This is a genomic window from Klebsiella sp. GB_Kp047 (genome assembly GCF_040065235.1).
Taxonomy (GTDB): domain Bacteria; phylum Pseudomonadota; class Gammaproteobacteria; order Enterobacterales; family Enterobacteriaceae; genus Klebsiella; species Klebsiella quasipneumoniae.
Genome location: NZ_JBEAJG010000006.1, coordinates 131,839 through 157,063 on the forward strand (window position 1 = coordinate 131,839; position 25,225 = coordinate 157,063).

General features: G+C 58.6%; 23 protein-coding genes. 4 read left to right on the top strand and 19 right to left on the bottom strand.

Annotated features, from left to right (window positions below; genetic code table 11):
* Nucleotides 1-19: 19 nt before the first annotated feature.
* Complete coding sequence (glyA, locus tag ABLV76_RS04965) at nt 20-1,273, bottom strand: serine hydroxymethyltransferase (protein ID WP_002914027.1); 1,254 nt, start codon at nt 1,271-1,273, stop codon at nt 20-22.
* A 325-nt stretch (nt 1,274-1,598) separates the two neighbouring features.
* Between glyA and hmpA the strand changes: the two genes are divergently transcribed.
* Nucleotides 1,599-2,789 (top strand): NO-inducible flavohemoprotein, encoded by a 1,191-nt coding sequence (hmpA, locus tag ABLV76_RS04970; protein WP_348878206.1) that lies wholly within the window; start codon nt 1,599-1,601, stop codon nt 2,787-2,789.
* 74 nt (nt 2,790-2,863) lie between these two features.
* Here hmpA and glnB read toward each other — a convergent pair whose 3' ends face one another.
* From glnB to purL, 5 genes are all read right to left on the bottom strand, one after another.
* Nucleotides 2,864-3,202 carry a nitrogen regulatory protein P-II gene (gene glnB, locus ABLV76_RS04975; protein ID WP_002914032.1) on the bottom strand — a complete coding sequence of 113 codons (339 nt, stop codon included), beginning with the start codon at nt 3,200-3,202 and terminating at the stop codon, nt 2,864-2,866.
* A gap of 65 nt (nt 3,203-3,267) precedes the next feature.
* Nucleotides 3,268-4,605: a two-component system response regulator GlrR gene (gene glrR / locus ABLV76_RS04980; protein WP_004201849.1), complete on the bottom strand. Its 1,338-nt coding sequence runs from the start codon at nt 4,603-4,605 to the stop codon at nt 3,268-3,270.
* Nucleotides 4,592-5,278, bottom strand: coding sequence for a two-component system QseEF-associated lipoprotein QseG (qseG, locus tag ABLV76_RS04985; RefSeq protein WP_048295292.1), 687 nt, complete (start codon nt 5,276-5,278; stop codon nt 4,592-4,594). The genes glrR and qseG overlap by 14 nt, the downstream gene beginning before the upstream one ends.
* Before the next feature lie 29 nt (nt 5,279-5,307).
* Complete coding sequence (locus ABLV76_RS04990; protein WP_004201845.1) at nt 5,308-6,729, bottom strand: HAMP domain-containing sensor histidine kinase; 1,422 nt, start codon at nt 6,727-6,729, stop codon at nt 5,308-5,310.
* Between the two features lie 591 nt (nt 6,730-7,320).
* Nucleotides 7,321-11,208, bottom strand: a complete 3,888-nt coding sequence (gene purL, locus ABLV76_RS04995; protein ID WP_114508352.1) for a phosphoribosylformylglycinamidine synthase — start codon at nt 11,206-11,208, stop codon at nt 7,321-7,323.
* A 174-nt stretch (nt 11,209-11,382) separates the two neighbouring features.
* Between purL and mltF the strand changes: the two genes are divergently transcribed.
* Entirely contained in the window at nt 11,383-12,999 is a 1,617-nt protein-coding gene (mltF, locus tag ABLV76_RS05000) for a membrane-bound lytic murein transglycosylase MltF (protein ID WP_004201842.1), read from the top strand.
* Here mltF and tadA read toward each other — a convergent pair.
* Entirely contained in the window at nt 12,996-13,505 is a 510-nt protein-coding gene (gene tadA / locus ABLV76_RS05005) for a tRNA adenosine(34) deaminase TadA (RefSeq protein ID WP_023318886.1), read from the bottom strand. The genes mltF and tadA overlap by 4 nt on opposite strands.
* Nucleotides 13,506-13,567: 62 nt before the next feature.
* The gene (yfhb, locus tag ABLV76_RS05010; protein WP_017900418.1) at nt 13,568-14,203 is read right to left on the bottom strand and encodes a phosphatidylglycerophosphatase C; all 636 of its coding nucleotides are present in this window, start codon (nt 14,201-14,203) and stop codon (nt 13,568-13,570) included.
* A 211-nt stretch (nt 14,204-14,414) separates the two neighbouring features.
* Here yfhb and ABLV76_RS05015 point away from each other — a divergent pair, with 211 nt between their 5' ends.
* Entirely contained in the window at nt 14,415-15,263 is an 849-nt protein-coding gene (locus ABLV76_RS05015; protein ID WP_048325378.1) for a MurR/RpiR family transcriptional regulator, read from the top strand.
* Between the two features lie 56 nt (nt 15,264-15,319).
* Nucleotides 15,320-15,580 carry a YfhL family 4Fe-4S dicluster ferredoxin gene (locus ABLV76_RS05020; RefSeq protein ID WP_004144350.1) on the top strand — a complete coding sequence of 87 codons (261 nt, stop codon included), beginning with the start codon at nt 15,320-15,322 and terminating at the stop codon, nt 15,578-15,580.
* Between the two features lie 12 nt (nt 15,581-15,592).
* Here the strand turns inward: ABLV76_RS05020 and acpS are convergent, their stop codons facing one another.
* The 11 genes from acpS to rpoE all read right to left on the bottom strand — a co-directional run bounded on the left by acpS (nt 15,593) and on the right by rpoE (nt 24,962).
* Entirely contained in the window at nt 15,593-15,973 is a 381-nt protein-coding gene (gene acpS / locus ABLV76_RS05025) for a holo-ACP synthase (RefSeq protein WP_004201835.1), read from the bottom strand.
* Nucleotides 15,973-16,704, bottom strand: a complete 732-nt coding sequence (gene pdxJ, locus ABLV76_RS05030) for a pyridoxine 5'-phosphate synthase (protein WP_017900416.1) — start codon at nt 16,702-16,704, stop codon at nt 15,973-15,975. Before pdxJ ends, acpS begins: the two co-directional genes overlap by 1 nt.
* Before the next feature lie 11 nt (nt 16,705-16,715).
* Entirely contained in the window at nt 16,716-17,453 is a 738-nt protein-coding gene (gene recO, locus ABLV76_RS05035) for a DNA repair protein RecO (RefSeq protein ID WP_004201833.1), read from the bottom strand.
* An 11-nt stretch (nt 17,454-17,464) separates the two neighbouring features.
* Entirely contained in the window at nt 17,465-18,370 is a 906-nt protein-coding gene (era, locus tag ABLV76_RS05040; RefSeq protein ID WP_017900415.1) for a GTPase Era, read from the bottom strand.
* Nucleotides 18,367-19,047, bottom strand: coding sequence for a ribonuclease III (gene rnc, locus ABLV76_RS05045; RefSeq protein WP_002914065.1), 681 nt, complete (start codon nt 19,045-19,047; stop codon nt 18,367-18,369). The genes era and rnc overlap by 4 nt, the downstream gene beginning before the upstream one ends.
* Before the next feature lie 249 nt (nt 19,048-19,296).
* Nucleotides 19,297-20,271 carry a signal peptidase I gene (gene lepB / locus ABLV76_RS05050; protein WP_004201827.1) on the bottom strand — a complete coding sequence of 325 codons (975 nt, stop codon included), beginning with the start codon at nt 20,269-20,271 and terminating at the stop codon, nt 19,297-19,299.
* Nucleotides 20,272-20,286: 15 nt separating this feature from the next.
* A complete protein-coding gene (lepA, locus tag ABLV76_RS05055; protein ID WP_004201823.1) occupies nt 20,287-22,086 on the bottom strand; it encodes a translation elongation factor 4 in 1,800 nt (599 codons plus the stop codon).
* Between the two features lie 185 nt (nt 22,087-22,271).
* Nucleotides 22,272-22,751 (bottom strand): SoxR-reducing system protein RseC, encoded by a 480-nt coding sequence (gene rseC, locus ABLV76_RS05060; RefSeq protein WP_004201822.1) that lies wholly within the window; start codon nt 22,749-22,751, stop codon nt 22,272-22,274.
* Entirely contained in the window at nt 22,748-23,704 is a 957-nt protein-coding gene (rseB, locus tag ABLV76_RS05065; RefSeq protein ID WP_004201821.1) for a sigma-E factor regulatory protein RseB, read from the bottom strand. Before rseB ends, rseC begins: the two co-directional genes overlap by 4 nt.
* On the bottom strand, nt 23,704-24,354 hold the full coding sequence (gene rseA, locus ABLV76_RS05070; protein ID WP_004201820.1) for an anti-sigma-E factor RseA: 651 nt from the start codon (nt 24,352-24,354) through the stop codon (nt 23,704-23,706). The genes rseB and rseA overlap by 1 nt, the downstream gene beginning before the upstream one ends.
* Before the next feature lie 32 nt (nt 24,355-24,386).
* Nucleotides 24,387-24,962, bottom strand: a complete 576-nt coding sequence (gene rpoE / locus ABLV76_RS05075; protein WP_002914074.1) for an RNA polymerase sigma factor RpoE — start codon at nt 24,960-24,962, stop codon at nt 24,387-24,389.
* Nucleotides 24,963-25,225: the final 263 nt, after the last annotated feature.

Below are 25,225 nucleotides of genomic sequence, written 5' to 3' on the forward strand. Positions count from 1 at the left end.
TTGATGTCAACGCTAACGCTTACGCATATACCGGGAAGCGGGCGCAGATATCCAGCACTTTACCTTTCACGCGCTCAATGACCGCGTCGTCATTGATATTGTCCAGCACGTCACACATCCAGCCAGCCAGCTCTTTGACTTCCGCTTCTTTAAAGCCGCGACGAGTCACAGCCGGAGAACCGATGCGGATACCGGAGGTCACGAACGGGCTCTTCGGATCGTTCGGCACGCTGTTTTTGTTGACGGTGATGTTGGCGCGGCCCAGGGCGGCGTCAGCTTCTTTACCGGTCAGGTTTTTATCCACCAGGTCCAGCAGGAACAGATGGTTCTCAGTACCGCCAGACACCACTTTGTAGCCGCGGTTCAGGAACACTTCCACCATTGCTTTGGCGTTTTTCGCAACCTGCTGCTGGTAAACTTTAAACTCTGGCTCCATCGCTTCTTTCAGCGCCACCGCTTTCGCCGCGATAACGTGCATCAGCGGGCCGCCCTGCGCGCTTGGGAATACCGCAGAGTTCAGCTTCTTATACAGCTCTTCGCTACCGCCTTTCGCCAGGATCAGGCCGCCGCGCGGACCCGCCAGGGTTTTGTGGGTGGTGGTGGTCACGACGTGAGCATGCGGAACCGGGTTCGGGTATACGCCAGCGGCAATCAGGCCTGCCACGTGCGCCATATCGACGAACAGGTAAGCGCCGATGCTGTCGGCGATTTCACGCATTTTTGCCCAGTCAACGATACCGGAGTAAGCGGAGAAACCACCGATGATCATCTTCGGTTTGTGTTCCTGAGCCTGCTTCGCCATGTCGTCGTAGTCAATTTTGCCGGACTCATCAATACCGTAAGGGATGATGTTGTACAGTTTGCCGGAGAAGTTAACCGGGGAGCCGTGAGTCAGGTGGCCGCCCTGCGCCAGGTTCATACCGAGCACGGTGTCGCCCGGCTGCAGCAGCGCGGTGTAGACGGCAAAGTTAGCCTGGGAGCCGGAGTGCGGCTGGACGTTAGCATAGTCAGCGCCGAACAGCTCTTTCGCGCGGTCGATAGCCAGTTGCTCAACCACGTCGACGTATTCGCAGCCGCCGTAGTAACGCTTGCCCGGATATCCTTCAGCGTATTTGTTGGTCAGCTGAGAGCCCTGCGCCTGCATTACGCGCGGGCTGGTGTAGTTTTCGGAGGCGATCAGTTCGATGTGCTCTTCCTGACGTACTTTTTCCTGCTCCATAGCCTGCCACAGTTCGGCATCATAATCGGCAATGTTCATTTCACGCTTTAACATCCGCATCTCCTGACTCAGCTAACAATAAAATTTCGGCCTAAAAAGGCGGTCCGATTGGACAACGGCCCACAGTATAACCGAATCATTCTGTGATAACAGGTCTTGACAAAGGATTTTACGCAAACGTTTGGCTCCGCATGACACAAGGCTTTGAGCAATAACGCCTCTCTCAGTATCAACGGATTTCTTTTCAGGATTGTGATGCAAATTCTTCATGTTGTAACTGCAACGGCGGAAAGTGTTAAAGAACCATTTACAACGCAGGGTTATTTCCTTAAGATGCATTTAAAATACATCATTAAGATAACCCCCAAGGAAGCACACTATGCTCGACGCTCAAACCATCGCTACGGTCAAAGCCACCATCCCTCTGCTGGTAGAGACTGGACCAAAGTTAACCGCCCATTTCTACGATCGGATGTTCGCGCATAACCCGGAGCTCAAAGAGATCTTCAATATGAGCAACCAGCGCAACGGCGACCAGCGTGAAGCGCTGTTCAACGCCATTGCCGCCTACGCCAGCAATATCGATAACCTGCCTGCCCTGCTGCCGGCGGTGGAAAAGATCGCCCAGAAACACACCAGCTTCCAGATCAAACCGGAGCAGTACAATATTGTTGGCAGTCATCTGCTGGCGACCCTCGATGAAATGTTCTGTCCGGGCCAGGAAGTGCTCGATGCCTGGGGTAAAGCCTACGGGGTGCTGGCGAACGTCTTTATCGGCCGCGAAGCCGAGATCTATCAGCAAAACGCCAGTAAAACCGGCGGCTGGGAAGGGACCCGCGCGTTCCGCATCGTCAGGAAAACTCCGCGCAGCCAGCTTATCACCAGCTTTGAGCTCGAGCCGGTCGACGGCCAGCCGGTCGCCGATTACCAGCCTGGCCAGTATCTGGCCATCTGGCTGAAGCCGGAAGGCTTCGAATATCAGGAAATTCGCCAGTACTCCCTGACCCGCAAAGCGGACGGCAAGGGCTACCGCATCGCGGTTAAACGCGAGGAAGGCGGCCAGGTTTCCAGCTGGCTGCATAACCATGCCAGCGAAGGCGATGTGGTCTATCTGGCCGCCCCGGCGGGAGATTTCTTCCTTAATGTTGAGCCGCAGACACCGGTCACCCTGATCTCCGGCGGCGTTGGGCAAACGCCGATGCTGGCGATGCTGGATGCGCTGGCGAAGAGCCATCATCAGGGTCAGGTGAACTGGTTCCATGCGGCGGAAAATGGCGAGGTCCACGCCTTTGCCGATGAAGTGCAGGCGCTCGGCGCGGCGCTGCCGGCGTTTACCGCTCACGTCTGGTATCGCAACCCGAGCGAGGCTGACCGTCAGGCAGTACGTTTTGATAGCGAAGGTTTGATGGATTTAGCGGCGGTGGCGGAAACTATTCGCGACCCGCAGATGCAGTATTATCTCTGCGGCCCGGTAGCGTTTATGCAGTTTGCAGCGAAGCAGCTGGTAGAATTAGGGGTCAATAAAGACCACATTCATTACGAATGCTTCGGCCCGCATAAGGTGCTGTAAGCCCCGACGCCGCGGGGATTTGTAGGCCGGGTAAGCGCAGCGCCACCCGGCAATACTACAGCGAGCGGCGAGCGTTAAATCGCCGCGTCGTCTTCTTCGCCGGTACGGATACGAATGACCCGCGCCACGTCGAAGACAAAGATCTTGCCGTCACCGATTTTACCGGTCTGCGCGGTACGGATGATGGTATCCACACAGGTATCGACGATATCGTCGGTCACCACGATTTCAATTTTCACTTTCGGCAGAAAATCCACCATATATTCCGCGCCGCGGTAGAGTTCGGTGTGCCCTTTCTGGCGGCCAAAGCCTTTCACTTCCGTTACCGTCATCCCGGTGATGCCGACTTCGGCCAGCGCTTCACGCACGTCATCCAGTTTGAAAGGTTTAATAATCGCATCAATCTTTTTCATGGTGTTCCTGTCTTAGTCGCGTAACCGGTTGCTTACCGTATCATATCTTGCGCTATGTTGCGGAGCTACTCTTTAAAGTCATTGGCGTCGAGCTCATGGCGCGACAGCAGCTTATAGAATTCGGTGCGGTTGCGTCCAGCCATCCGCGCGGCGTGGGTGACGTTGCCCCTGGTAATCTGCAGCAGCTTGCGCAGGTAGTTCAGCTCAAACTGATTGCGCGCTTCCACGAAGGTCGGCAGCGCCGTGTTCTCGCCTTCCAGCGCCTGTTCCACCAGCGCATCGCCGATCACCGGCGACGAGGTCAGGGCCACGCACTGCTCAATCACGTTCACCAGCTGGCGCACATTGCCCGGCCATTTGGCGGCCATCAGCCGCTTCATTGCATCGCTGGAAAATGCCCGCACGAACGGCTTATGGCGATCGGCGGACTGACGCAGCAGATGGTTGGCCAACAGCGGAATATCTTCCGTGCGTTCGGAGAGCGGCGGGATCTTCAGGTTAACCACATTGAGGCGATAAAACAGATCTTCGCGAAACTCGCCGCGGGCCATCGCCTTCGGCAGGTCGCGGTGGGTGGCGGAGATGATCCGCACGTTGATCTCGATATCGCGGTTGCTGCCGAGCGGGCGAACCTTACGCTCCTGCAGGACGCGGAGCAGCTTCACCTGCAGGGCGACAGGCATATCGCCGATCTCGTCGAGAAACAGCGTGCCGCCTTCGGCGGCCTGGAATAACCCTTCGCGGTTGCTGACCGCGCCGGTAAAGGCGCCCCGCGCATGGCCGAACAGTTCGGACTCGAGCAGCTGTTCCGGCAGCGCGCCGCAGTTAATCGCCACGAAAGGCTTGTCATGACGCGGGCTGGCGTTGTGGATCGCCTGGGCGACTATCTCCTTACCGGTCCCGCTCTGGCCGTTAATCAGCACGCTGACGTCGGACTGCGCCACCATCCCGGCCTGCTCGAGCAGGCGCAGCATCAGCGGGCTGCGGGTGACAATCGCCTGGCGCCACGCTTCGTCGGTGGCTGGCGATCGCTGCTCCAGCGCCTCATCAATGGCTTTATACAAGGCGTCTTTATCAACTGGCTTGGTCAGGAAGCTGAAGACGCCCTGCTGGGTGGCCGCCACCGCGTCGGGGATCGAGCCATGGGCGGTGAGAATGATCACCGGCATGCCGGGCTGCCCCTTCTGGATCTCACTGAACAGCTGCAGGCCGTCCATTTCATCCATCCGCAGATCGCTAATCACCAGATCCACTTTCTCACGTCCCAGCACGCGCAGCGCTTCCGGTCCGCTCTCGGCGGTGACCACGCTATAGCCTTCGCTGACCAGACGCATGCCGAGCAGCTTCAGCAGCCCCGGATCGTCATCCACCAGCAGCAAACGCGCCGGTTTACGGATCGTCATGGATCACCTCCGGTACTTTTTCGCTGCCGAAATTGCCGCCCGGCTTGCGGCTGGAGAGCTGGCGTTCAATATCCGTCAGATTCTCCAGCTTACGGGTGGTCAGCTCCAGCTGCTGGCGCAGCGACTGCTCCTGCTGGCGCAACGTCTCCAGCTCGCTATCGCTGGACTGCTGAAGCTTCGCGTAGCGGGCTCGTTCCTCCACCAGCTGCAGCTGACGGGTCTGCCCGTCGCGCCAGAGCTGATACAGCGGGCGGACCTGAACGGCAATTTGCGGGCTGAAGGTGTCGAGACGCGTCACCAGCTCGCGGCGCTCGTCAGGGGTAATTTTGGCATCGGCAAGCAGAATGCCGCGGCGGAACGCGTCCTGCCAGCTGTCGTCGGTATGGCGTTTCGCCTCCGCTCGCGCCTGCACCGGCGCGAGACGATCGGCGCAGTCAATGCCCCGCAGCCAGTAGAGGGGGTTTTTGTCGCTGGCATCGCTGCTGTGCGCCCAGATATCAGCGCAGTCCACGGCGACAAAATCGGCCACCTGGTGCTGCGCCTGCCCGGGGGCGGCGGCACCTTCCGCACTATGCGGCGAGAAGCCGGCGGAACACCCCGCCAGCGTCAGACAAGCAATGCCTGAGAGCAGCCATCCGCTAAGGGAACGGCGCCAGGCCAGGAATTGGGACATAGTTCCCCGATATCGATTCATTAGTTGGATTATTCCGGCGCTGAGGGAAGCGTAATGCGAAAACAGACCTGCCCGGCGGGGGCGTCAACCAGACTGAGTTCCCCTTGCATCTGACGGACACAGTCGCGGGCGATGCTTAACCCCAGCCCACTGCCTTTAACGGCCCCCTTACGCTGGTGACTTCCCTGGTAAAAAGGCTCAAAAATCATATTCTTTTCCGCGGCCGGGATCGGTTCGCCGCTGTTGGCGACATCAATACGCACCTGCTCTCCGTGCCGGTAGCTATGGATACGAATGTTACCGGATTCAGCGCCATAGTGCACCGCATTGGAGTAGAGATTATCCATTACGCTTATCAATAACGCAGGCTCCGCCAGACAATGCCGCGCCCGCAGCGCCAGCTCGGTATGCATCAGTTTAGCCCGCGCAGGCAAACTGTGCGCCGCCACGACGTTTTCCACCAGCTCCACCAGGTCCACTGCTTCCCGGGCTACCGGGCCGTCGGCCTGTTTGCGGTTGTAGTCCAGCAGCTGTTCAATCAGCTTTTGCAGGTTGCGGCTGCTGCTGTCGAGGATCTCGACGATCTCCTGCTGCTCCGGCGTCAGCGGTCCGGCGACCCGGTCGGCCAACAGCTCGGTGCCTTCACGCATACTGGCCAGCGGGGTTTTAAGCTCATGCGACAGATGGCGAAGAAACTGATGCCGCTGCGACTCCAGCCATGCCAGGCGCTCGCTGAGCCAGATGATGCGCTTGCCCACCGAGCGCAGCTCGCGCGGGCCAGTAAACAATGCCGCGTCGTCCAGCGACTTCCCTGCGCCCAGCTGATTGATCATTCTTTCGATACCTTTCACCGGGCCGATGATCATGCGGGTGAAAAGCAGCACCAGCGCCAGGCTCAGCAGAAACAGCACCAGCGCCTGCCAGCCGAAAAACTGGCCGCGCTCGGCAATCTCCTGCTGCAGCTGCTGGCCGCGGGAATAGACCACCGCCCGGGTCGCCTGGACCATGTCGCTGTTATTACTGGCGAAAACTTCCAGTCTGGCGGCTGCCTCGGCGTCAGGGCCGCTGTTGTTACACTGCAGCTGCGCCAGATCGCTGACATCCTGGCGCAGCGCCTGCCAGAGCTTTTCGTCCGGCAACACGCCGGCGTGCGCGTCCAGCATCTGGCTGTAGCGCTGCCGCTGGTTTTGATAGACGCGCGCCAGCGTTGGATCGTCCAGCACGCAGTACTGGCGATAGCTGCGTTCCATCTCCAGCGCGGCATTGATCATCGCCTCGCTGCGGCGGGCATCGACCAGCGTCGTACGGTTGATATGCGCCGCCTGGGCGCTGAGGGCATTGAGGCTCTGCCAGGCCTGCCAGGCCAGCACCAGTAACGGCAGCAGGATCAGCACAAAGGAGAGCGTCACCAGCTGACGCAGCGAACGGGGAAAAAGAGAGAGTCGCTTCAAAGGTGTGGTCTCAATCATTAGCTCTGGTCGATGCTAACTGAGGAGCGCGCCGGAGAAAAGCGATACCCGTCGCCACGGCGCCCCAGAAACAACAAAGCCAGGCGCAAGGCCTGGCTTTGTTCAGGAATGAGGCGGTGCCTTACTCGACGTTTCGCCCGATGTCTGATAAAGCCAGGCTGTTATCAGGAGTTGGACGGCAGGCACCTGTTTGTGCGTCATTCGAAGTTTATGTAGCGCGTCCCGAAGGGGCTGACATAAGAAGGTGAATGAGCCACTGGTTATTATTATGCATGAACTATGCCACCTTTCCAAACATTTTATTAACACATTGATATATATGGCTTTAACCATAAAAGCCAGCCACCCCAGCGCAGTACACTTTTTATCCATGATGTCGCCGATTAGCGACACTAAATATGCCCCAGGTTACTCATCATTTAAATCAATAACTTAAGTGTCGCCTTTTGACGACACCGCAATATGCCAGTTGTCGGTGATTCCCGACACCCTGGCGTGCCGACCGTCACAGATAAAAAAAGCCCCCTGCCTGAGCAGGGGGCTGATACGTTCGCGTGGCACGCTTCGGGAAGATTAACCCAGCTGTTTACGCGCGTTGCGGAAGATACGCATCCACGGGCTGTCTTCGCCCCAGTTTTCCGGGTGCCAGGAGTTGCTTACGGTGCGGAAGACGCGTTCCGGGTGCGGCATCATGATGGTCGCGCGCCCGCTTTCGCTGGTCACGGCGGTGATACCGTTCGGGGAACCGTTCGGGTTCGCCGGATAGGTTTCGGTCACTTTGCCGAAGTTATCCACGAAGCGCAGCGCCACCAGACCTTTGCTCTCCAGCTGGGCCAGATGCGCGCTGTCGCGCACTTCCACCTGCCCTTCGCCGTGGGAGACCGCAATCGGCATCTGTGAGCCAACCATGCCTTGCAGCAGCAGAGACGGGCTTTGCGTCACTTCCACCAGGCTGAAGCGCGCTTCAAAGCGGTCAGACTGGTTGCGCACAAAGCGCGGCCACAGGTCGCTGCCCGGGATCAGCTCGCGCAGGTTGGACATCATCTGACAGCCGTTGCACACGCCGAGCGCCAGGGTCTGCGGACGATGGAAGAAGGTCGCGAACTCATCGCGCACGCGCTCGTTGAACAGAATCGACTTCGCCCAGCCTTCGCCTGCCCCCAGCACGTCGCCGTAGGAGAAGCCGCCGCAGGCCACCAGGGCATGGAAATCGCCCAGACCGGTGCGGCCCGCCAGCAGGTCGCTCATATGCACGTCGATGGCGTCAAAGCCGGCGCGATGGAAGGCTGCCGCCATTTCAACGTGAGAGTTCACCCCCTGCTCGCGCAGGACGGCCACTTTCGGACGCGCGCCGGTGGCAATGTACGGCGCGGCGACGTCGTCATTAATATCAAACGAGAGCTTCACATTAAGGCCCGGATCGGCGTCGTTGGCTTTCGCCTCGTGCTCCTGATCGGCGCAGGCCGGGTTGTCGCGCAGACGCTGCATCTGCCAGGTGGTTTCCGCCCACCACATGCGCAGGGTGGTGCGGCTTTCGCTAAACACCGTCTGACCGCTGGCGGTCAGCACGAAGCGATCGCCCTCGACCGCTTTGCCGAGGTAATGCACGCAGTCCGCCAGGCCGTTAACCGCCAGAATGGCTTCCACCGCCTCACGGTCTGCGGCGCGGACCTGAATCACCGCCCCCAGCTCTTCGTTGAACAGCGCCGCCAGACGGTCATCGCCCAGCGCGGCGATATCCGCTTCCAGTCCACAGTGGCCGGTAAAGGCCATTTCCGCCAGGGTGACCAGCAGGCCGCCGTCGGAGCGGTCGTGGTAGGCCAGCAATTTACGCTGCGCCACCAGGGCCTGCATCGCATCCCAGAAGCCTTTCAGTTGCGCGACATCGCGCACGTCAGCCGGCTTGTCGCCGAGCTGGCGATAGACCTGCGCCAGCGCCGTCGCGCCCAGCGCGTTGTGCCCTTTACCGAGGTCGATCAACAGCAGGGCGTTATCTTCCGTCGAGAGCTGCGGCGTGACGGTATGACGAACATCTTCGACACGGGCGAAGGCGGAGATCACCAGCGACAGCGGAGAGGTCATCTCACGCTGCTCGCTGCCTTCCTGCCAGCGGGTTTTCATCGACATTGAGTCTTTGCCGACCGGAATGGTCAGGCCCAGCGCCGGGCACAGCTCTTCGCCCACCGCTTTCACCGCCTCATACAGGCCAGCGTCTTCGCCCGGGTGGCCGGCAGCGGCCATCCAGTTAGCCGACAGCTTCACGCGGTTCAGCTCGCCAATCTGCGTGGCGGCGATGTTGGTCAGCGCTTCGCCAACCGCCAGACGGCCGGAGGCGGCGAAGTCCAGCAGAGCAACCGGGGCGCGCTCGCCCATCGCCATCGCTTCGCCGTAGTAGCTGTCGAGGCTGGCGGTGGTTACCGCGCAGTTGGCCACCGGGATCTGCCACGGGCCGACCATCTGGTCGCGAGCGACCATGCCGGTCACGGTGCGATCGCCGATGGTCACGAGGAAGGTTTTCTCGGCCACCGTCGGCAGGTGCAGTACGCGGTTAACCGCGTCGGCGATGGTGATCGGTTGGCGATCCAGCGCGCTGCCCTGGGCTTTCAGAGTCTGCACGTCGCGGGTCATTTTCGGCGTTTTACCAAGCAGGACGTCCAGCGGCAGATCGATCGGCTGATCGTTAAAGTGGCTGTCGCTCAGGCTCAGGTGCTGCTCGGCGGTGGCTTCGCCGATAACCGCATAAGGCGCGCGCTCGCGGCGGCACAGCTCGTCGAACAGCGGCAGTTGCTCCGGGGCGACCGCCAGGACATAACGTTCCTGCGATTCGTTACACCAGATCTCCAGCGGGCTCATGCCTGGCTCATCGCTCAGGATATCGCGCAGCTGGAATTTACCGCCGCGGCCGCCGTCGCTAACCAGCTCCGGCATGGCGTTGGAGAGACCGCCGGCGCCGACGTCGTGGATAAACAGGATCGGGTTGGCGTCGCCCAGCTGCCAGCAGCGGTCGATCACCTCCTGACAGCGACGCTCCATTTCCGGGTTGTCACGCTGGACGGAGGCGAAATCGAGGTCGGCATCGGACTGACCGGAGGCCATGGAAGACGCCGCGCCGCCGCCGAGGCCGATGTTCATCGCCGGGCCGCCCAGCACGATCAGCTTCGCGCCGACGGTAATCTCGCCCTTCTGCACGTGCTCGCCGCGGATGTTGCCGATACCGCCGGCCAGCATGATCGGTTTGTGGTAGCCGCGCAGCTCTTCGCCGTTATGGCTGGTGACTTTCTCTTCATAGGTGCGGAAGTAGCCGTTCAGCGCCGGACGACCAAATTCGTTGTTAAACGCCGCGCCGCCCAGCGGGCCTTCGGTCATGATGTCCAGGGCGGTGACGATGCGATCCGGTTTCCCGAAATCTTCTTCCCACGGCTGTTCGAAGCCCGGGATGCGCAGGTTGGAAACCGAGAAGCCCACCAGACCCGCTTTCGGCTTCGCGCCGCGGCCGGTGGCGCCTTCATCGCGGATCTCGCCGCCGGAGCCGGTTGCCGCGCCCGGCCATGGGGAGATGGCCGTCGGGTGGTTATGGGTTTCCACCTTCATCAGAATGTGCGCCGGCTCCTGATGGAAGTCGTAGCGCCCGGTCTGGTGGTCGGCAAAATAGCGCCCCACTTCAGACCCTTCCATCACCGCGGCGTTGTCTTTATAGGCCGACAGGACGTAGTCCGGCGTTTTTTCGAAGGTGTTTTTGATCATTTTGAACAGCGACTTCGGCTGCTGTTCGCCGTCGATGATCCAGTCGGCGTTGAAAATCTTGTGGCGACAGTGCTCTGAGTTCGCCTGGGCGAACATGTACAGCTCGATGTCGTTCGGATTGCGTCCCAGACGGGTAAACGCGTCCTGCAGGTAGTCAATTTCGTCATCTGCCAGCGCCAGACCCAAACGGAGGTTGGCGTCAATCAGCGCCTGACGCCCTTCGCCCAGCAGGTCAACGCTGGTCACCGGCGTCGGCTGATGGTGAGCGAACAGCTTTTCGCCCGCTTCCAGCGCGTCGAAGACGCTCTCCATCATGCGGTCGTGCAGTTCCGCCGCCACCGCGGTCCACTGCGCTTCGCTCAGGGTCGAGGCTTCAACATAATACGCCACGCCGCGCTCCAGACGCACAACCTGAGCCAGGCCGCAGTTATGGGCGATATCGGTAGCTTTAGAAGACCAGGGAGAGATGGTGCCAGGGCGAGGGGTCACGAGCAGTAATTTACCGGTCGGGGTATGGCTGTTTAAGCTCGGGCCATATTTAAGCAGTCGCGCCAGGCGCTCGCGATCGTCAGCGCTCAGCGGGGCGTTCAGATCGGCAAAATGAATATACTCGGCGTATATGGCGCTTACCGGAAGGTTGGCCGCCTGAAATCGTGCCAGCAGTTTATTAATACGGAATGCCGACAGTGCAGGTGAACCACGCAAAATTTCCATCATAAGTCTCTCGTCTTCGAAGCTTTCAGGGTGAGCCAGGGGGGAAACGGGCGTCATTATAGTGAATCCTGCGCCCCGACGAAACCGTTTGCGTAGAAATAAAATCATTGATGCTGTTTATCAATAAATGTGACGCCTATCGCGAATAAGTTGCCAACTGGCGCATTCTTAAGCAGAATGCCGCTCATTCGACGACAACCTTGCGTTTTTTCCGGACATCGCCTGCTGAGGAACCTGAAGCTGCAGAAGATTAACGCGCTGAAAAAATTAAAGATTAATTATCTGCTGATCGGCATTGTCACCCTTTTGCTGGCGGCTGCCCTGTGGCCGTCGATCCCCTGGTCCGGTAAACCCGAGAACCGGGTGGCGGGTATTATTGCTCGCGGCGAGCTGCGCATCAGCACCATCAACTCGCCGATGACCTTTGCCACCATGAACAATAAAACGTTCGGCCTGGACTACGAACTGGCGAAGCAGTTTGCCGACTACCTCGGCGTGACGCTTAAGATAACCGTCCGGCAGAACATCAGCCAGCTGTTTGACGACCTCGACGACGGTCAGGCCGATATGCTGGCTGCCGGGCTGGTCTATAACCAGGAGCGGGTGAAAAACTATCAGGCCGGCCCCACCTACTATTCTGTTTCGCAACAGCTGGTCTACCGCGTCGGCAATACCCGGCCGCGCACCCTCGCGGCGCTGACCGCCGAGCAGCTCGCCATCGCTCCGGGCCACGTGGCGATCAACGACCTGCAGACCTTAAAAGCCGAGAAATACCCGGATCTTGCCTGGCGCGTGGACGAAAAACGCGGCACCACGGCGCTGATGCAGGCGGTGATTGACGGCAAACTCGATTACACCATCGCCGACTCGGTGGCCGTCAGCCTGTTTCAGCGCGTCCATCCGGAGCTGGCGGTAGCCCTCGATATCACCGACGAACAGCCGGTCACCTGGTTCAGCGCCCGGGACGATGATAATTCCCTGTCGGCGGCGATGCTTGATTTCTTCAACAACATCAATGAAGACGGCACCCTGGCGCGCCTGGAGGAGAAGTACCTCGGCCACGGCAACGATTTTGATTACGTCGATACCCGCACCTTCCTGCGCGCGGTGGAAAACATTCTTCCGGAGGTGCAGCCGCTGTTTGAAAAGTACGCCCGCGAGATCGACTGGCGCCTGCTGGCCGCGATTGCCTGGCAGGAATCCCACTGGGATCCGCAGGCCACCTCCCCCACCGGCGTGCGCGGCATGATGATGCTCACGCGCAATACGGCGCAAAGTCTGGGGCTGACTGACCGGACCGATGCGGCGCAGAGTATCGACGGCGGCATGCGCTATCTACAGGATATGATGGATAAAGTGCCGGATTCGATCCCGAAAGATGAACGCATCTGGTTTGCGCTGGCCGCTTACAATATGGGCTATGCCCATATGCTGGACGCCATGGCGCTCACCCGCAAACAGAAAGGCAATCCTAACAGCTGGGCGGACGTTAAGCTGCGTTTACCGCTGCTGAGCCAGAAACCCTATTACAGCAAACTAAAATACGGCTATGCCCGCGGCCATGAGGCCTACGCCTATGTGGAAAACATCCGCAAATATCAGATAAGCCTTGTCGGCTATTTGTCAGAGAAGGAGCGCCAGCAGCAGCAAACGCTGGCCCTGGCGGAAGATTACCCGGCCGTGCTCCCCAATGAGCTCGAACAGCCGCAGGAGACCACCCTGCCCTTTTTCAAGTTTCGCGCCGATAAACAGATGGATAATGCCCGGATGAAACTCCCGGGCCACCTGTATTAACTTTCCCCGTTCTGCTCCCGGGCTTTCTTCAGCGCTTTTTTCTCTTCCCGCCGCCAGCGGAAGAAGTCGCTCAGCATGGCAGAGCAGGACTCCGCCAGCACGCCTTCGCTAATCTCAACCCGATGGTTCATTCCCGGGTGGTGCAGAACATCCATCAGCGAGCCGGCGGCGCCGGTCTTGGCATCCCTGGCGCCAAACACCAGGCGGGCGATACGGCTGTGCACCATCGCCCCCGCGCACATCACGCAGGGCTCGAGGGTCACGTATAGCGTGGCATCGATCAGGCGGTAGTTTTGCAGCACCAGTCCGCCCTGGCGTAAGGCCATAATTTCCGCATGGGCGGTAGGGTCGTGACGGCCTATCGGCCGGTTCCAGCCCTCACCAATGACCTGATTGTTATGCACCAGCACCGCGCCCACCGGTACCTCACCCTCTTCCCAGGCGCGCTTCGCCAGCGTCAGGGCATGACGCATCCAGTATTCATCATTGAGTTCGAGGTCAGACACAGCGGCCACTCCAGCAGAAAAAGCGGGGCGCATTATACATGGGAGCTATCAATTACACACTATTACTCCAGCTGCTGCAGCTCTCCCTGCGGAGTGACCCGCCAGCGATGCTGGCAAAAGCCGAGCAACGGGTTATCCTGCTCGCTGTCGCTATAGCCGCTATACAGCTGCAGCGGTGCGCCAATCTTTTTCTCCAGCTGCACCACCTTTTCATGGCCCAGGCAGCGCAGGGTCAATACCCAGCCGCCCCAGCGGCGCGCGGTGCGGCTGGCTATCAGATTCACCCGCGGCAGCCAGAGGGTATCGCGATAGACCTGTTCCACCAGCGACTGCGGCGAGCCGGTGATCAACCAGACGTCGGCATCGGTACTGGTCAGGTAGGCCGTCAGCCGCGCATGAACCACGGGAAACGCTGTCACATGATGACGAAACCAGCCGACAAACTCCGCTTCCAGCCGCTTCAGTACCGCCTCGCGACGGCCAAAGGTTGACGCCCATAGCAGGAGGCTCATCGGCCAGCGCGCCGCCCGCCCGCACACCGCCAGCCCGGCAAGGATCGCCGGCCCCATCGCCACCACCAGCAGCAGGTTCAGCGGCAGATGGCGCAGCAGGTAGCGCAGAAAACTGCCGAACATATCCTGTTGATGCAAGGTTCCGTCCAGATCGAAAAACACCACTCTCCGTTCACTGTGCTGCAAACTGCCCCCTTCTCTCAGGATTCGCTTCTCGTTAGGGTAAGCTTAACAGTCTTATGCCATGAAGAGGGAAAACATCCCTGCCGTTAAGGAAGAATTAAATTAGCAGGCGAAGGAAAAATTGTGGCTTATGAATTTTTAATTCGTGGTATACCCCTTATAATCGAATAAAAATTCTTTCAGTCACGAGCCGGACGGCTCCAGCGGAGCTCCAATGAACTGTTTAACGCGTATTCGTCAGCGCTATCCCACCCTGGCGGCGAGCGACAAAAAGTTGGCCGATTTTATTCTGAGCCAACCCGATGACACCCGGCACCTCAGCTCGCAGCAGCTGGCGGCGGAAGCCGGGGTGAGTCAGTCCAGCGTGGTTAAATTTGCCCAAAAACTGGGGTTCAAAGGCTTCCCGGCGCTGAAGCTGGCGCTGAGTGAAGCGCTGGCCAGCAGCCCGGATCCGCACTCCGTCCCGGTACATAACCACATTCGCGGTGACGACCCGCTGCGTCTGGTGGGCGAGAAACTCATTAAAGACAATGTCGCCGCTATGCATGCCTCGCTGGACGTCAACACTGAAGAGACGCTGCGGGAAGCCGTCACGCTGCTGCGCAACGCCCGGCGGGTGATCGTCACCGGGATTGGCGCGTCCGGCCTGGTGGCGCGTAACTTTAGCTGGAAGCTGATGAAGATCGGCGTTAATGCTGTTTCGGAGCAGGATATGCACGCCCTGCTGGCGACGGTGCAGGCCATGTCCAGCGACGATCTGCTGCTGGCGATCTCTTACTCCGGCGAGCGTCGGGAGATCAATATGGCGGCCGGTGAAGCGCTGCGCGTGGGCTCCAGGATCCTGGCGATCACCGGCTTTAGCCCTAACGCCCTGCAGCAGCAGGCGACCCACTGCCTGTACACCATCGCCGAAGAGCAGGCGACGCGCAGCGCGGCCATCTCTTCTACCAGCGCGCAAATGATGCTCACCGACCTGCTGTTTATGGGGCTGGTGCAGCAGGATCTGGAGCGGGCGCCGGAGCGCATTCGCCATAGCGAAGCGCTGGTGAAAAAGCTGGTCTGAGCAGAAAATGGGCGTATAATGCCCGCCCTGTTTGTGTTGTTTCTGAGATTTTCCTGATGGCGCTGTTAATTACCAAAAAATGCATCAACTGCGATATGTGCGAGCCGGAGTGCCCCAATGAGGCCATTTCGATGGGTGACAGCATTTATGAAATTAACAGCGACCGCTGCACCGAATGCGTGGGCCATTACGATACGCCCACCTGCCAGAAGGTGTGCCCGATCCCGAATACTATTCTGAAAGATCCGGCACACGTCGAGAGTGAAGAACAGCTGTGGGATAAATTCGTCCTGATGCACCACGCGGATAAAATTTAACCGCCGTCGCGCTTAGCTTTCGACAATCACCGTGGCGCAGGCGTAATGGCGCTCATCGGCGAGCGTGACATGAATATGGCTCACCCCCAACCGTTCCGCCAGCCGTTGCGCCTCACCCCATAGCCGCAGCTTCGGCTTGCCCAGCTCATCGTTGTAAACTTCGAACTGATTAAAGGCCAGCCCGTTGCGGATCCCGGTCCCCAGCGCTTTCGCCGCCGCTTCCTTGACCGCAAAGCGTTTCGCCAGGAAACGCACCGGCTGCTGATGCTGCTCCCAGATACTCCATTCATGGTCGCTCAGCACCCGGCGGGCAAGGCGATCGCCGCTGCGGGCGATCACCGCTTCGATGCGGGCGATCTCGACGATGTCGGTACCCAGCCCGAGAATGGCCATTAGCCGCGCGCTTCCAGCATCAGACGCTTCATTTCCGCGACCGCCTCTTTCAGGCCGCTCATCACCGCGCGGCCAATAATCGCGTGGCCGATATTCAGCTCATGCATTTCCGGCAGCGCGGCAATCGCTTTCACGTTGTGATAGGTCAGACCGTGACCCGCATTAACCTTCAGGCCGAGGCTGGCGGCGTAGGCGGCCGCTTTGGCAATGCGTTCCAGCTCCTTCGCCTGCTCGGCGTCGGTTTTAGCATCGGCATAGCAGCCGGTATGGATTTCGATATATGGCGCGCCAACGTCCGCTGCCGCTTTAATTTGTGCTTCATCCGCATCGATAAACAGGGAGACCAGGATGCCGGCATCCGCCAGGCGTTGACAGGCATCACGCATCTTGTCGCGCTGGCCGGCGACGTCCAGCCCGCCTTCGGTGGTCACTTCCTGGCGCTTCTCCGGCACCAGGCAGCAGAAATGCGGTTTGGTTTCGCAGGCGATCGTCAGCATCTCTTCGGTGACCGCCATTTCAAGATTCATGCGGGTGTGCAGCGTCTGGCGCAGGATACGCACATCGCGATCGGTGATATGGCGGCGGTCTTCGCGCAGATGCACGGTAATGCCGTCGGCGCCGGCCTGTTCGGCAATGAAAGCCGCCTGAACCGGATCCGGGTAGGCGGTGCCGCGGGCGTTACGCAAGGTCGCGATATGGTCAATATTGACCCCTAACAGTAATTCAGCCATGACAATCCTCGTTAATCATTCTTCGTATTATCCGCTCGCGCCTTTCGCGCGGGCATAAACTGGCGAAACAATTCCCGGCTCTTGAGCGGTTTGCCGCCGAGATAGGGCTTCAGGGCGATACGGGTAAAGCGCTTCGCGGCGCGCAGCGTATCAACATCAGGAAACTCGCGACTCGCCAACGCTTTCAAATGGTGCCCGGTAAACGTGTTGTTATCAATCACCAGGCTGGCAATAAAGCCTTTTTCTTCGCGATAGCGGTAGGTCATGGTGTCGTCCACCGGCTCGCCGCTCCCGGCGCAGTGGAGAAAATCCACGCCATAGCCCAGGTGCCCGAGCAGCGCCAGCTCAAAGCGCCGCAGCGCCGGCTCCGGCGAGCCGCTGGCCCCGGCGAGCGCCTGAATGCAGTGCAAATAGTCAAAAAAGAGTTCGGAGAAGCGCGTTTCGTGCTCCAGCACACGGGAGATAAGCTCGTTAACGTAAAGACCGCTGTAGAGGGTGATGCCGCTGAGCGGCAGCGCCAGCGAGACAGCTTCCGCGCTGCGCAGGGTTTTGACTTCGCCGCGGCCGCCGAAGCGAACCAGCAAGGGGGTAAAGGGCTGTAAAGCGCCTTTAAGATTCGAGCGTTTGGAGCGTGCGCCCTTGGCAACCAGGCGCACGCGACCGGATTCTTCCGTGAAGACGTCCAGCATCAGGCTGGTTTCGCTCCACGGTCGGCTATGCAGGACAAAGGCGCGCTGCCATCCATCCACGTTGCGTTAACTCAGAGGTCGTCAACATAACCGAGACTGCGCAGGGCGCGCTCGTCATCGGCCCAGCCGGATTTCACTTTAACCCACAGCTCGAGGTGCACCGGCGCTTCAAACATCTCCTGCATGTCCTTACGCGCTTCGATACCGATGGTTTTGATTTTGGCGCCTTTGTTGCCAATCACCATCTTCTTCTGCCCTTCACGCTCGACGAGGATCAGGCCGTTGATGTCGTAACCGCCGCGCTCGTTGGTCACAAAACGTTCGATTTCCACGGTGACGGAGTACGGCAGCTCAGCGCCAAGGAAACGCATCAGTTTTTCACGGATGATTTCGGAGGCCATAAAGCGCTGGGAACGATCGGTAATATAATCTTCCGGGAAGTGATGGATCGCTTCCGGCAGATGCTTACGCACGATCGCCGCGATGGTGTCGACGTTGGTCCCCGTTTCCGCCGACATCGGCACGATATCAAGGAAGTTCATCTGGCTGGCGAGGAACTGCAGGTGCGGTAACAGATCCGCTTTTTCCTGCACGTTATCCACTTTGTTGACCGCGAGGATCACCGGCGCTTTCGCGTCGCGCAGCTTGTTGAGCACCATCTCGTCGTCCTGCGTCCAGCGGGTGCCTTCCACCACGAAGATGACCAGTTCAACATCGCCAATCGAGCTGCTGGCCGCTTTGTTCATCAGGCGGTTAATGGCGCGCTTCTCTTCCATATGCAGGCCCGGAGTATCGACGTAAATCGCCTGATACGGCCCTTCGGTATGGATGCCGACGATGCGGTGACGGGTGGTCTGCGCTTTACGGGAGGTGATCGAGATCTTCTGCCCAAGCAGCTTATTCAACAGCGTGGATTTGCCAACGTTTGGACGACCCACGATGGCGACAAACCCACAATAACTTTTTTCTTCGCTCATTCCAGCTCCAGCTTTTTCAGCGCCTGTTCGGCGGCAGCCTGCTCCGCCTTACGACGGCTGGAACCTGTGCCAACCACCGGTTCACTCAGGCCACTGACCTGGCAGTGGATAGTAAATTCCTGATCGTGCGCTTCGCCGCGCACCTGGACCACCAGGTAGGACGGCAGCGGCAGATGACGACCCTGCAGATACTCCTGCAGACGCGTCTTCGGATCCTTTTGCTTATCGCCCGGGCTGATTTCGTCCAGACGAGTCTGGTACCAGGAGAGAATTAAGCGTTCAACGTTCTGAATATCGCTGTCGAGGAAAACCCCGCCAATTAACGCTTCAACGGTGTCCGCGAGAATCGATTCGCGACGGAAACCGCCGCTTTTCAGTTCGCCCGGCCCGAGGCGCAAGCATTCGCCCAGCTCAAACTCGCGGGCGATTTCCGCCAGCGTGTTGCCGCGCACCAGCGTCGCGCGCATACGGCTCATGTCGCCTTCATCCACGCGAGGAAAGCGATGATACAGCGCGTTAGCGATCACGAAACTTAAAATGGAGTCGCCTAAAAATTCCAGGCGCTCATTATGTTTGCTGCTGGCACTGCGGTGAGTTAATGCCTGTTGCAACAGCTCCTGATGATGAAAAGTGTAGCCCAGCTTTCGTTGAAGCCGATTAATTACGATGGGGTTCATGCGTTACCAATAAATGAATGCGTCAAAGATGCAGCACACGAAACCGACCTGAGCATACGCTTCAAACAGGAAGTTGAAACAGACCAATACGCTTTCGTGTGCAGTGTCACCCGGCAGAGCGACAACCAAAAACTTCGGGGGGATATTCTATACGCAACGACACGGGATGTCGTTAGTTTGAATGGATTTAAATACTAAATAATTCACGCCGCTGCGATAACAGCAGCGGCGTGAATTCAGCAGATGAAATTAATGAATTCCACCAATGCGCGATAACCGCACACCGGTCGGCCATTCACCTTCCTGCTTTTCAAAACTCATCCAGATAGCGGTGGCTTTTCCGACCAGGTTTGCTTCCGGCACAAAGCCCCAGTAACGGCTGTCGGCGCTGTTATCCCGGTTGTCGCCCATCATGAAGTACTGACCCGGCGGCACAATCCAGGTGGCCAGCGGCAGACCGCTCTGATGGTAATACATGCCAGCCTGATCCTGAGCAATCGGCACCATCAGAATACGATGCGTGACGTCGCCCAGCGTCTCCTGACGCTCGGTGAGGCGAATGCCGTCGGCTTTGGTTTCGCCCTTCGGCAGCTGCCAGAAACCGCTGCTCGCCTCGCCGCCGTTGCTGCGGGAGAAGGTCTGAACGAAATCGCTCGGCTCCACGTTGGAGTAAGTCACCGGCAGCGCGTTGCCGCAGGCCTGTCCGGAGCTACAGCCCGGCTGAATAGTGACCTGCTTGGCAATCGGATCGTAGGTGACCTTATCCCCCGGTAGCCCCACCGCGCGCTTGATGTAGTCCAGGCGCGGGTCTTCCGGATATTTAAACACCACGATGTCGCCGCGCTTCGGATGACCCGTCTCGATCAGCGTTTTCTGGTAGATAGGATCTTTAATGCCGTAGGCAAATTTCTCCACCAGGATGAAATCGCCAATCAGCAGAGTCGGCATCATCGAACCGGATGGGATCTGGAACGGCTCATAAATGAATGAACGTACCACCAGAACGATCGCCAGCACCGGGAAAACCGATGCGCCGGTTTCCAGCCAGCCCGGTTTCGGGCCGACTTTCTTCAACGTCTTTTTGTCCAGCTGCTCGCCGGTCGCTGCCTGAGCAGCGGCCTGACGCTCACGACGTTTCGGTGCAAAAATGAACTTGTCCAGGCACCATAAAACGCCCGTCACCAGGGTTGCAATCACCAGGATCAGGGCAAACATGTTCGCCATGCCAACTCCTTAGGGTTATTTGCCGTCTTTACCAACGTGCAGAATGGCGAGGAACGCTTCCTGCGGCAGTTCAACGTTACCGACCTGCTTCATACGCTTCTTACCTTCTTTCTGCTTCTGCAGCAGCTTTTTCTTACGGCTGACGTCACCGCCGTAGCATTTCGCCAGCACGTTTTTACGCAGCTGTTTCACGGTAGAGCGCGCGATGATGTGGTTGCCGATGGCCGCCTGAATCGCGATGTCGAACTGCTGACGCGGAATAAGATCTTTCATCTTTTCCACCAGCTCGCGGCCGCGATACGGCGCGTTATCGTTGTGGGTGATCAGCGCCAGCGCATCGACGCGCTCGCCGTTGATCAGCACATCGACGCGTACCATGTTCGACGCCTGGAAGCGTTTGAAGTTGTAGTCCAGCGACGCATAGCCGCGGGAGGTAGACTTCAGACGGTCGAAGAAGTCGAGCACCACTTCCGCCATCGGGATTTCGTAGGTCAGCGCCACCTGTTTACCGTGGTAAACCATGTTGGTCTGCACACCACGTTTCTCCACACACAGAGTGATCACGTTGCCGAGGAACTCCTGCGGCAGCAGCATGTGACACTCGGCGATCGGCTCGCGCAGCTCCTGAATATTATTCAGCGGCGGCAGCTTGGACGGGCTGTCGACGTAGATAACTTCTTTGGAGGTGGTCTCCACTTCGTAAACTACCGTCGGCGCGGTGGTGATCAGGTCGAGATCGTATTCACGCTCCAGACGCTCCTGAATGATCTCCATGTGCAGCAGGCCGAGGAAGCCGCAGCGGAAGCCGAAGCCCAGCGCGGTAGAACTTTCCGGCTCGTAGAACAGAGAGGCGTCGTTGAGGCTCAGTTTGCCCAGCGCGTCGCGGAAAGCTTCATAATCATCGGAGCTCACCGGGAACAGGCCGGCATACACCTGCGGTTTCACCTTCTTAAAGCCAGGCAGCGCTTTGTCTGCCGGGTTGCGGGCGGCGGTCAGGGTATCGCCCACCGGCGCGCCGAGGATGTCTTTGATCGCGCAGACCAGCCAGCCAACCTCGCCGCATTTCAGCTCGGTACGGTCAACCTGTTTCGGGGTAAAGATGCCCAGACGGTCGGCGTTATAGACCTGGCCGGTGCTCATGACCTTGATCTTATCGCCCTTGCGCATGGTGCCGTTTTTAATCCGCACCAGCGACACCACGCCGAGGTAGTTATCGAACCAGGAGTCGATAATCAGCGCCTGCAGCGGCGCGTCCGGATCGCCTTCCGGCGGCGGAATATCGCGCACCAGACGCTCCAGCACGTCGGTCACGCCGACGCCGGTTTTCGCCGAGCAGCGCACCGCATCATGGGCATCGATCCCGACGATATCTTCAATCTCGTCCGCTACGCGCTCAGGGTCGGCCGCAGGCAGGTCGATCTTGTTGAGTACCGGAACGACCTCCAGGTCCATCTCCATGGCGGTGTAGCAGTTGGCCAGGGTCTGGGCTTCTACGCCCTGCCCGGCGTCAACCACCAGCAGCGCGCCTTCGCACGCGGCGAGGGAACGGGAGACTTCATAGGAGAAGTCCACGTGGCCCGGGGTGTCGATAAAGTTCAGCTGATAGGTCTCACCGTCGTTGGCCTTATAGTCCAGGGTGACGCTCTGCGCCTTGATAGTGATCCCGCGTTCGCGCTCAAGATCCATGGAGTCCAGAACCTGGGCTTCCATTTCACGATCAGAAAGGCCACCGCAAATCTGGATGATACGGTCAGACAGCGTCGACTTACCGTGGTCGATGTGAGCGATGATCGAAAAGTTACGTATATTCTTCATATTTAGAGTTAATTATGCCTTACGAGTATCATGAGGCCGCTGTACTGTGCCTGACGTTTTTTAATCCGAAAACGCCGCATTCTACACTACATCCTTGAAACCAGGAAATGCTGTTAGATCCAGCATAACCGCAGAAATTGTGGCGTTGTAACAGGAAGGGTAAATAAAGATAAGGGCCAGTGAAATCACTGACCCATGTCGGAGGAAGGCGTTTCGATACGCACCAGATCCGGCGGCAACGCGACGCTCAGGATCACCGGCTGCCACGACTGGCGCGCTGCCAGCTGCGGCGACAGACCGCGCGCCACCAGGAACCCGCCGACGCCGCCCAGCAGCGCGCCGCAAAGTGACGCGATATCGCTGGCAAACAGCACCTGGAAAATCGACGCCATCACAAACAGCCCCACCAGCGGCGCCATGTAGACCAACAGCGCCGAACCCAGCAGACTGCTCTCGGCGATCCCCAGCTCCACTTTTTGCCCCGCCGTCAACGGCTGCTCGCAGGGCACGCTGATGGTATGGCTGGTCTGCGGCCCCAGCTTGTTTAATACCCGGCTGCCGCAGCCGGCGCGGGAGGCGCAACTGCTGCAGGAGGCTTTAACGTCGCAGTGCACCTGCGCCACGCCGTTATGCCAGGAAACCACGGTGGCCCACTCTTTGATCATTGTACTGCCTTGAATTTAATGCTGTCTGAGATACGCTTCGCCGTCTGCGGCGGCAGTTCGCCCACCACGGTGATCTCCGCGTTATCGCGTACCGTCGTGCTGACGGTGCGTCGGCCGGTGCGCAACAGCTGGTCGCTGCTGGCCGCGGTGGCGCGGTTGATATTGATCGAGAAGCTGAACAAGCCGTCGGAATAGAGACGTGATTCTACCGGACCATCAAAGGTGGGTAGACGACGCTGGCTGCTGGAAACCTCAGTCATGCCCTGAGGGAGCCACGTCGGCGCCCAGTTGAAGTTGGCTTTGTCGCCCCCTTCAGGCACCGACAGCTGCGGCGGCAAATTCGCTTTTGCCAGCGTCTCCATGCTGGCGCTAACGTTATCACCAACGTTGAAAGAGACGACCCGGAACTGCTCCAGTGTTTCACCGTCGCGGTCGAGTAAATCAACGCGCAGCGGCAGCTTAGTCTCAGCGTCCAGCCAGGCGATAAAGCTATAGCGCGTGCCGTCGCGAGCCACGACGCGGATCACGTCGCAGAGGCGGTCGGCGATACGGGTACGGCCCACGGAGATAAAATCATAGGCTGCGCTGAGACGTTTGAAATCGCTGTAAACCAGCGACGGCAGCGAATCGACGATATAGTCGCCGTTCAGGGTGAACGGATCGAGGCCGGGTTCAAAATAGCTGATTTCCGTACCGCGCAGGACCACTTCCCGGCGCGGACCGTCCAGCTGCAGAAGCTGCGCCAGCGGTTGATTGTTCAGTCGCGCGTGACGATAGCGCAGCGACTCAACGCCTTGTTTGCTGATGCTGACGAACGAGAGCTCATAGTTGAGGGACTGGCTGGCCAGGTTCATCTGCTGCAACAACGCCCCGGACGATGTATCAGCCGAGGCGTTGACAGAGAACAACAGACTGCCTGCCATGAGCGACATGGCACACCAAAGTTGCTTCATTACTGCGATTGCGTTCCTAAAGTTTGATAACCCGGCACCTGGACTGCGGCCTGCTGAGTCTGGGCCTGGCCAAACTGAAGCTGCTCAGCGTGCAGGCGGCGCTGCAGTTCGTAGTCCTGCAGCATGGCGTTAATCCGCCGGCGCTGTTCCTGGACCTGAGCCTGCTGGCCGCTACCTGCTGATGCGTCAGCCGGTACGCCAAGACTTACCGGGCTCGCTTTGCCCATCATTGGCAGCGTATTGAACACCGGCGCCTCTGGCTGCTGAGCGGCATCAGACTGCCCATTATAGTGCTGGACGCCGACGATAACCGCAAGCGATACGCAGGCGGCAACGCCCATCTGGGTTAGTGAGCTGGCCCACGGACGCACTTTGTTCCAGAACGGCATCTGCCGCCACTGGTGTGGTGCGGGCTGAGATTCAGGAATAAGCGGCGCCGTCTGACGAACGGGCTCATTTTCAATGGCGGCCATCACCCGGGCGGAGATATCAAATTGCAGCACCTCTGCGGTATCGCCACGCAGCGTATCGCGGATAAGGTGGTAACTCTCCCAGGTTTTTTGCATCTCAGAAGAACGACTCAGCTCGTTGAGCAGTTCGTTATCCAGCGTTTCACCATCCATTAAAGCCGAAAGTTTTTCTTTCTGCATGCCTGATACCCTTTTCCAGTATTCCGCTATCGTCAACGCCTGATAAGCGGTTGAACTTTATTATCAATAGCTTCTCGCGCCCGGAAGATACGCGAACGCACCGTCCCAACCGGACAATCCATGATAGCGGCTATCTCTTCATAGCTCAGGCCATCCAGCTCCCGTAACGTAATTGCCATGCGTAAATCTTCCGGGAGCGATTCAATGGTACGAAAAACTATTTGTCTCAGTTCTTCTGACAACATTAAGTTCTCAGGGTTCGAAATTTCTTTCAACGCTCCGCCGCTTTCGAAGTTTTCCGCCTCGTTGGCGTCAACATCGCTGGACGGCGGACGGCGTCCCTGAGCAACCAGATAATTCTTCGCCGTATTGACGGCGATACGGTATAACCAGGTGTAAAAAGCGCTATCTCCCCGGAAAGAGTCCAGCGCACGCCATGCCTTAACGAACGATTCCTGAACGACGTCAGCGATATCGCCCGGCGGTACATAGCGGGAAACCAGGCTCGCGACCTTATGCTGATAGCGCACTACCAGCAAATTAAACGCTTTCTGATCTCCTTTCTGGACCCGTTCAACAAGGACCTGATCCGTTAACTGCTCGCTCATCCGAGGTAATGTCTCCCCAAACCCAATTCCCATGCGTCTTCAAAACACCACCCAAAATCTGCATTATGAGCAAGCTGACTGTTGGAGTGTATGAAAACAATAAAGTTCCGTTACGCTTTTTGTTTTTTGTCTGGCAACGGCGGCAGATCGTTATCAATCATTATATGCCCTGGTTGCTAAACGATAGGTTAGTCAATAAGAAAAAGCGCAGGCCCGTCTGAAGGGTATCGTAACACGGCGTTTATTTCACTATAAAATCCAAT